The organism is Lacimonas salitolerans (assembly GCF_042677865.1).
GTDB lineage: Bacteria > Pseudomonadota > Alphaproteobacteria > Rhodobacterales > Rhodobacteraceae > Lutimaribacter > Lutimaribacter salitolerans.
Map to the genome: position 1 here is coordinate 1 of NZ_JBHUDD010000125.1, position 7,867 is coordinate 7,867.

The 7,867-nt window shown below is 59.8% G+C and carries 5 protein-coding genes and 1 tRNA gene; 1 reads left to right on the plus strand and 5 read right to left on the minus strand.

From position 1 onward, the window contains the following. The first annotated feature begins 4 nt into the window (after positions 1-4). Positions 5-81 (plus strand) — tRNA-Met (locus ACFTOW_RS14175). A gap of 103 nt (positions 82-184) precedes the next feature. Here ACFTOW_RS14175 and ACFTOW_RS14180 read toward each other — a convergent pair. The 5 genes from ACFTOW_RS14180 to ACFTOW_RS14200 are packed head-to-tail and all read right to left on the minus strand — an operon-like array spanning position 185 to position 7,817. Beyond that, complete coding sequence (locus tag ACFTOW_RS14180; protein WP_379916803.1) at positions 185-1,339, minus strand: McrC family protein; 1,155 nt, start codon at positions 1,337-1,339, stop codon at positions 185-187. Next, a complete protein-coding gene (locus ACFTOW_RS14185; RefSeq protein ID WP_379916805.1) occupies positions 1,302-3,731 on the minus strand; it encodes an AAA family ATPase in 2,430 nt (809 codons plus the stop codon). The genes ACFTOW_RS14180 and ACFTOW_RS14185 overlap by 38 nt, the downstream gene beginning before the upstream one ends. A gap of 23 nt (positions 3,732-3,754) precedes the next feature. Continuing rightward, the gene (locus tag ACFTOW_RS14190) at positions 3,755-5,689 is read right to left on the minus strand and encodes an Hsp70 family protein (protein WP_379916807.1); all 1,935 of its coding nucleotides are present in this window, start codon (positions 5,687-5,689) and stop codon (positions 3,755-3,757) included. Further along, on the minus strand, positions 5,686-6,711 hold the full coding sequence (locus tag ACFTOW_RS14195; protein ID WP_379916809.1) for a hypothetical protein: 1,026 nt from the start codon (positions 6,709-6,711) through the stop codon (positions 5,686-5,688). Before ACFTOW_RS14195 ends, ACFTOW_RS14190 begins: the two co-directional genes overlap by 4 nt. Next, on the minus strand, positions 6,708-7,817 hold the full coding sequence (locus ACFTOW_RS14200) for a hypothetical protein (protein ID WP_379916811.1): 1,110 nt from the start codon (positions 7,815-7,817) through the stop codon (positions 6,708-6,710). Before ACFTOW_RS14200 ends, ACFTOW_RS14195 begins: the two co-directional genes overlap by 4 nt. Between the last annotated feature and the right edge of the window lie 50 nt (positions 7,818-7,867).

Here is a 7,867-nt window from a genome sequence, read left to right on the forward strand (position 1 = left end):
ACACCGCGGGGTGGAGCAGCCCGGTAGCTCGTCAGGCTCATAACCTGAAGGTCGTAGGTTCAAATCCTACCCCCGCAACCAAATCTATCCGCGTTATCAAACTCTTATGCGCCGCCCTCCGGGGCGGCGTTTGCGTTTCAGCCGCCCGTGGAAGCACTGTGGAAGCAAGAGGGGCCGAAGTCCTTCATACCGCTTCGTAAATTGGTGCCTGCGATGACCGTTGCTTCCAGTGCGGCTCGATCGGGATCATTGCATCGAGACCGGCCGGGATCCCGCTGCCAAAAGCGAGCTCTCGAACATCGATCGCGACAACATCCAGTACGGGCCGCTCTTCGGTCATGAGCACGAACTCGGTGATCCTTCCTGGCGGGCAGTCCCTTGAGGCCGGGTAAACGAGCGCGAGTCGCCTACAACGGTAGCGACTGGCGTAGGCGTTCATCTGATATGCGTCGCCGCTCGAGACGCCCGAGTTCGGTTTGGCGGGATCGAGGCGCTTCCATTTTGCATCGAAGATGGCGACGCACTCGTCTCCGCTCTGAACGGTGATGTCGGGGCGCAGCTGGAAGCCCGCCGTCGCGAGGTTCTTCACAGGGCTCTGAAGTCCGACAGTAAGGCCAGCACCGGCCTGCACCTGGCAAGCATGCCGGATGCGCAGTCCGAGTACCGTCTCGAAGAGCTTCTCCATGTTGAACAGCAGAGCGGAACCAGCTGCGTCGCCGATGCGAACATCCGGATAGAGGCCTGTCAGCAGCCAGCGGGCCCGCACAAACACCGGCTCCCAGTGTCGGATGGTGCGATCAAACCGCAGGGCGCCGACGTCGCGAGCCCTGACCCTGCGATCGGTCACCTCGTCAAAGCGATGGAGGAACGCCGCCACCATCGCCCGGGTCCTCGGGCTCAGTGCGAGCCCTAGAAGGATCCGAAGGACCGCCTTGAGCGCTTGATTGTAGGGGTTGTCGATGCTGCGCTCGTCGAAGCGACAGAGTAGATGAGAACGGTCGAAGGCGTTCGTGCGCAGGTGCTCGGTCAGCTCGAGCCGTCCGCGGATGGCATTGAGGTTCTCCGTCCTCTCCGAGTACCGGGCAATGGCCCCGCCTCGGAGCGCGGATTTCACCTGGCTGCAGAAATCCTCGATGAAGACGTCCAGGAGGTGGCTGTGCTGTTGCCCGAGGCCGGCCTCGCCTACGCGCTTCGATCCGAGCTCTCCAACACGAGCAAGCATGGCCACCAGAAGGCCCCGCATGTCTTCGCTGCTATCGCTGCCATGGTCGATCTTTGGAAGTATCTCGATCGCCAGCTGCTCAGTTTGCAGAACTCCGCAGAACGGCCCGAACTTCAATGACCGATGGCCCCATGCGAGGACCCCGGGTGGCAGACGTCCGGCGAGTTTCGCGATGCCTTCTGCCTCGAGCTCGCTGATCTCGCCGGCCGGGCCGATGCTGACACCCTCCCTCTCTCGGACGGTCAGGCACCTCATTCCGGTGGCTCGTAGATCTTGCGGATTGCGTCCGGGGTGATGTCGTCTTCCCGAATGATCTCGAACGCCTCACCGTCCCCGATCTCGGCCGGGTCCGCCTTGGGAAAGAGCACAGCGGCATTCTGTGCCCGCGCCCGGTGACCAATTGCAGCTCCTCCTCTACGGCCTGGTCGGCGAGGATGTAACGGATCTGACGCCAGTCGTCGTAGAACGCCTCTTGCAGAAACGGCAGTATCTCCCTCGCAAATACACGGCGCAGCTCGTCGAAGGACTTCACGTGGTAGAAGTAGCTGTGGCCAAGGGTCTGGTCGCGATGCAGCAGGCGGGACAGGCGGGCATTCATGGCTTGCAGGAGCTGACGCAGGTCGATCGCGTTGCCCTCATCGTCGTCGATCGATTCAAGCAGTTCCGGCTTCGGCGTGAGTTCCTCGAACCGGAACCGGCGCCGTAAGGCGCTGTCGAGCAGAGCGATAGAGCGGTCCGCGGTGTTCATTGTGCCGATCACGTCGACGTTCGCGGGCACACCAAAACGCTCACCGGAGTAAGGGAGCGTCACTTCCAAACCCCTGCAACTCGCCGAGCGGTTTCCCGAGGCATCGATGCGGATGCGCTTGTCAACTTCGACCAGCGTGATCAGCTCGCCGAAGACCTTGGCGACGTTTCCGCGATTGATCTCGTCGATGAAGAGGGCGAACCGCTTGTCCGGCGCGCGCCGGGCCCGATCGCAAAGCCGCTTCAACACCCCTGGCCGCACCTCGTAGGTGACGGCGCCGTTCTCCGTGACGGGTCGAATGCCCTCGACGAAGTCCTCGTACGCGTAGCTCTGATGAAACGTCACAAACTCGAAGCGATCACCGGCCTCGTCCTGGTATCGCGGCATGTAATCGTTCTTGAGGCGGAAGGTCTTCCCGGTGCCGGGCGGGCCGTAGAGAATGAGGTTCAGGGGCGGCGCGAGTTTCTTTGGAGATGCATCGCCAGAACCGGCGTCGTCCCCCGGCGGAGTAGCGCCCGATGCGATAGGCAACAGCGCCTTCCATAGGCGCTCCAAGGTGCGGGCAGCCTTTGCCTTGATCTCGATTCCGGAAGACTGCGGGTTCCATTCCTGGCCGGGCTCGCGGTTTTGCAGCTGTTCCAGAGGGACGATTTCGTCCGACGTTGCATCGCGGACGGAGTCGAATGCCACGTCAACGAAGCGCGTCGTCTCTCCGGCGTCGGCCCGGGCCTGTTCCCAGTGCTCAGCTTCGTAGGGCGCGCGCGTGACCTTTCCAACTGCAACGACGCCTTTCGGAGGGCTGCCCGTGCGGATCAGAAAGACGCGGTCACCCTCGCGCGGCTTGCTCGAGCTGCAGCGCCATCGGTTGTCGGCCTTCTCCCCGCTGATCGTCGTGGCGCGGTCGGCCGTGAGTGTGTCCCAGGTCCATCTGGAGGGGTTCCAGCTGAGGAGCCAGTTCTTGGTCTGGTTCTTCCACTGGGACTCGAACTCTTCCTGGTAGAAATCGATGTCCGCGCCATGCTCTTCTTCAAGTCGGCGGCGCAGCTCGAGCAAGGCGCGGTCGATCTCGACAGTGCTCCACTTCTTGATCTCCTTCTCCGTCGTGTCTCCGGAGCCGGCGAGGATTAGGCGTTTGTCGCCCTCGGAACTGATCCGCTCGAACGTGTCGGGAAACAGAAGGTGTGGAAGGATGTGGATCAGCTGCCTATGCCGCGCCTCCGGGAGGCCGCTCAGCCAGCCAGAGAATGCCCACGGGTCCGACGCGATCTGCTCACGGTCGGCGGCATCGCGAGCCTTGAAATCGCGCAAGGCGCCGATGAGGAATACCAGCTCGCGCCAACGGTGCGTGTTGTAGGCGGTCCCAGCGGAGCCGATGCCTTCAAGAACAGAGTCTTCCAGAAGAGGATGGGTCGCGCTCAGGTCCTCTCCCGACCAAGACCAGATCTCCAGCACGTTTTCGCGCTTCTTGGCGGCGCCGACGTTCGACGGGAACAGCAGCGTAAGCCACAGGCTCTCGGCCATCAGCTGGCGACAATCAGCGGAGCCCTCCGAAAGCTGCGCTTTCAATTTTGAGAGAAAGTCACCTTCACCTGCGTCGAGATTCTTTACGAAGCGCTGATCAAGTTCATCCAAGAGCTGGATCGTCCAGAGGTTCTTTGCATCGGACAGTACCGATTGTTCACCAGCTAGGGATCGTTCGCGCCAATCCGTTGCGGCGTCATAGATCGGCTCGACATGGTGATTGGGATTGTACTTCGACACGCGAAAACGCTTCCTTGGTTGCTCTAAAACGTACGATTAATGCCAGGAATCGAGTGGTTCGATTGCCTTGGCCGCTCGAACCCACAGTAGTTCGGGCTTTCCAGGCATGCCTGAACAGGACCCTCCGCCTTTATCTGCGAAATCCTCCGCCTGCAGCGAGGGCAGGGTACGTAGAAGTATCGCTCCTCATGCTGGCGTGGTGTGGCGGCGTTATTTCTGGTGTCGAAGTGTCCCGGGCGCCACTGCCCGATAATGTCGCCGGGGACTAATTTCCAAAGGTCGTCTAAAGCTTGAGTGCGCTCATCGAGCCTGGCGACATTTGTCCTTTGGTATAGGTTCGTTTGAAACAGCGCACTTACTTGACCAATTGGCCCTCGCTGCCCCTCGGAGCCACGCTCGTCATCCTGCCGTTCCGGGGAAGCCGCCGCGGCCAGCGATAGACCGAATTCGAGATCGTGGAATTCCTCGGAAGTCTCGGCACCTCGCCCCGTAGACCTCAGACTTACTCGCGCGACATAATCATGATCAATCTGAAGGTTGCATTCGATCCGTTCAAGCAAAGGCTGTGCCATTGGGTCAACCTGGACCTTCACGACGCAGAGAGAGCGTCGGGGGTCACTCGGCGAAGTCTTTCCAAGCTTCACCGGCTTCGCGACCTCCACAACCGCGACGCCCTCCCGAGGGTCCACGCAAAACAGGCGGGTGTTGGCGACGTTCTGGGTTTCGTTCTCGATCGGAAGTGTCCAACCGGCATCGACAAGAGAGTGGTAGGTGCCCCGGCCAGATGTGTCTGCTACGAGTATTTCGATCGGTTTTGACAGTTTGAGCCTGAGCCCATCATTCGCAATCCAAGCGGCGCCTTCGGCGATGATGCGATCACCATTTTCGAGCCGCGGAACCCTCCCCACGAAACGTTCCGTCAGGCCATCTCGAATTGCGGGCATGTTAACCATCCCGCCAGTTGCCAGGCACAGTTCGATATCCTGGTAAGTCAGCTGCGCCTGCTCCAGTATCTCATCGATCCGAGCCAGCCCGCGTGCGACGATGCCAGAGCTGAGTTTCTCGAGTTCCGCCCGGGTTACCGATCCAAGGAGGTTTTTTCCGGGCCCATCAACCTTCAGGTAGTTCCGTACGATCACGTCTTCGGTGTCGACCTTGGGATCAGACAAATGAATTTTCAGAATTTCGCACTGGTGCAGCAGCTTCGCCGCCATGCCCGGTTGCTCCAGAGCTGTGATGTCTTCCAAGCCATGCGCGGATGCATGCATCTCGCGCAGATGATTTCGCAGGCGTTCGTCGAACTTGTCGCCGCCGACTTCGTTGTCGCCAAGATTTCTGACCTGCATGATCGCACCACCAGTGATGCGGCAGAGGGTCAAGTCGAGCGTGCCGCCACCCCAATCGAAGACCAGGATGGATCTTCCTTCGAGGCGCGCCAGCTCGCGGCCAAGGTCAGGTTGGGCACGAAGGTGAGCATAAAGGGCAGCTACCGGCTCGTGAACAAATTGCACAACGCCAATGCCGGCTTTTCGAGCCGCTTCGCGAAGGGCTCGGCGCTCAGGCCCTCCGAAGTCGACAGGAATGGTGAACACCGCTCGCGCGAGGTCATGCGCAGGTGCACCGCCGCGCGCGATGGCCGCGTCAGCTTTCAAGTGTCGGAGGACCTCGGCGACGGCATCGGTGGGCTCGACAGGTCTGCCATCCACGAAGATAGGACCATCACGCCTGAGCGACATTTTCGGAGATCGAACGAAGCCTGGTGGGGCGCCACCTTCGGTGATGTCCATGTTCTCGCGGGCTTCGCGTCCAACTACGATGTCCGCGCCACGATACCAGATGACTGACGGATGAGGGCGACGGGTGACTGGATCTACGAGTGCGAGGGCGCGCCCCCCGACTGAGACTGCCACCAGACTGTTTGTTGTTCCAAAGTCGATGCCGAAGATGGTCTCACTCATTCCTTAGCCTCTTCAATCACTGAAAGCGCGGCTTTCACGCGTCGTAGCGCAATCCCTGGCGCTGGAGGGTCAATTTCTAAAGCGTCGATAGCATCCGCGAGCAGAGGGCCCAGTCGTTCGCCCAGCAGCACTTTCTGCTCGGCTCTTGTTTCAGTCAGGTCGTGACCCCAATGATGGCGTTCAGCTGCAAGGGTCTTCTCCAAGTTGGCGATGGCCGCTTCCTGCTCAGAATTGGTCGACTTTGCATCTTCCAGTTCGGTCCGTAGCTTTTCGATCTTTCGGTTCGCATCATCGAGGCGATGGCGCAGGTCATTGGAGATGTGCCTCTCGCGAGCCTGTTCTTCTTCCGCGACCTTGACCATCTGATCGCCAAGTGCCGCCATTGCCGCTGCAATCCGAAGCTCACCAGGTCGTCCCTTCTGAACGGCTCGCTGTGCCGCCCGCGCAGCCGTCTTCAAATCCTTGAAGAGAACTGAAGGAAGTTGTTCCGCGACCTGCCACGTCTTGAGCGAACGCTTCTCGACAAGCCAACAGATGGCGATCCGCAGAGTATTCTCTGCGCGCCTCTTATCGTCCTTCTTTTCAGAACCCAGGCCTGCAGAGAGTTCACGCAGAACGGATTTGAAGATGCGCCCTGAGTCGTGGTCATGCGGGTCGAAAGCTTCACCAAGTTGCTCCTTAAGGCGTGACTGTGCAGCCCCCCACATCCATGCGTCGACCGGCTCCGGCGGTGAGGCTTGGGCCATCAAACTCCAGAGGCGCTCCGCCTCTGGGTCCTTGGACAGCATAAGCTTGGCGGCCGCCTCTTGGTCCGCGGGGCGGAAGCGCTTCACTTCATTCTTGCGAAGGATCTTGAAGAAGACGGAGGGGCTCGCACGATCCTCGCCAAAGTACCCCACAAGCGTGGGAGGTATCTCAACTTCTTCAACCGGGGCGTCCTTGGATTTATCCGACCCCTCTACCCGCATCTCGGCGCCTGTGCTCTCAGCCTTGGTTCCTGGCTTCTCTTCTTTCTCTGTCACGTTGATGCTTGCTCCAGGTATTTGCTCGCCCATCTGCTGAAGGGATAGATCTCGGCGATCTGTGTTAGTGGTTCCAAGGCGCACTCGGTCGAGCCGAGTCGCCATGCTGAAGCGGCCCAGATGGCGAGCGCCTTCTGGTGATCAGTCACGTCGAGTAGGTCGGATTGCGCGAGCGTCCTGCACTCGTCATCCAGGATCGGACTCCATCGCGGCTGTGCAGTGAGATGTTTTGAAAGTTCAAGCATCCGCCCTGTCCCGTGATCGATCGGGCAGACCGGCCGCCGAGTGACACTCTCGTGAGGGCGTGCCAGGCTTGCCGAGCCAGGGTTCGATAGCAGCTCAATCGCGAGATCGAGTTCCCAATATCCTGTACGCTCTCCGCCATTTTCGAAGTGGTTCAACGAAAAGCGTATGATGCAGGTAATCAGTCTTGCAAGTGGGCGCGGGAAATCCTTCAGGGTATCGAGCGCGCGTCCATAGAGTTCACGATAGCGGGAGAATGGAGTGGTCAGGCTCTCACCATCAGGGCGCTCTTTGATAATGATGCCAAGACAATAGTCGGCGAGGCCGGATGCATACTCCCTTCCCGGTCCCTGAGTCCGCTTGTCCGCGAGGAATGAGCCAATTGAATTTCTGGTTATCGCCTCAGATACCAATATTTCTCTGAAAGCTTCCTCTACTCGCTTAAGCTCAGCCTTTTGTGCAATTCGGAACGAGAGACCATAATAAGTGACAACGGGTGCCGCCCTTTGCTCAGTCGCATTGACCAATTCGAGCTTTAGCTCCGCCTGAGAGGTCGCGGCGATGGTCTTCCTGAGAGTATCAGTGGAGACCTGCTGCGGCAGAGCACCGTCGCGGCAGACCTTGGCATGGCTCGCGTTCGTTACGGCAATGTCTGACAATGAGAGTGGCGATCGAAGGACGGCATGCGCACTCGGTTCTTGGCCGCGCAGGAGGATGAATGGCCGCTCTACGCGATGTTTGGCGTAGACATGGTCTTGGAACTCCGACTGGCTCGGAAAATGCGCTGCGCAGAAAGGGCAGGAGTAGCCTGGCTCTCTCGGCGGCCCGGGATCTGGGGTCCTTTCGGTGCTGTCAATCTGCATTCAAAACTGACCCATCGTGATCATTTAAAAATGACCCACCCGGGGGGTAG

Excerpts from the sequence above, each read along its gene's own strand:
- ACFTOW_RS14190 (WP_379916807.1), bottom strand. The coding sequence starts at position 5,689 with ATGAGTGAGACCATCTTCGGCATCGACTTTGGAACAACAAACAGTCTG.
- ACFTOW_RS14200 (WP_379916811.1), bottom strand. The coding sequence starts at position 7,817 with ATGCAGATTGACAGCACCGAAAGGACCCCAGATCCCGGGCCGCCGAGA.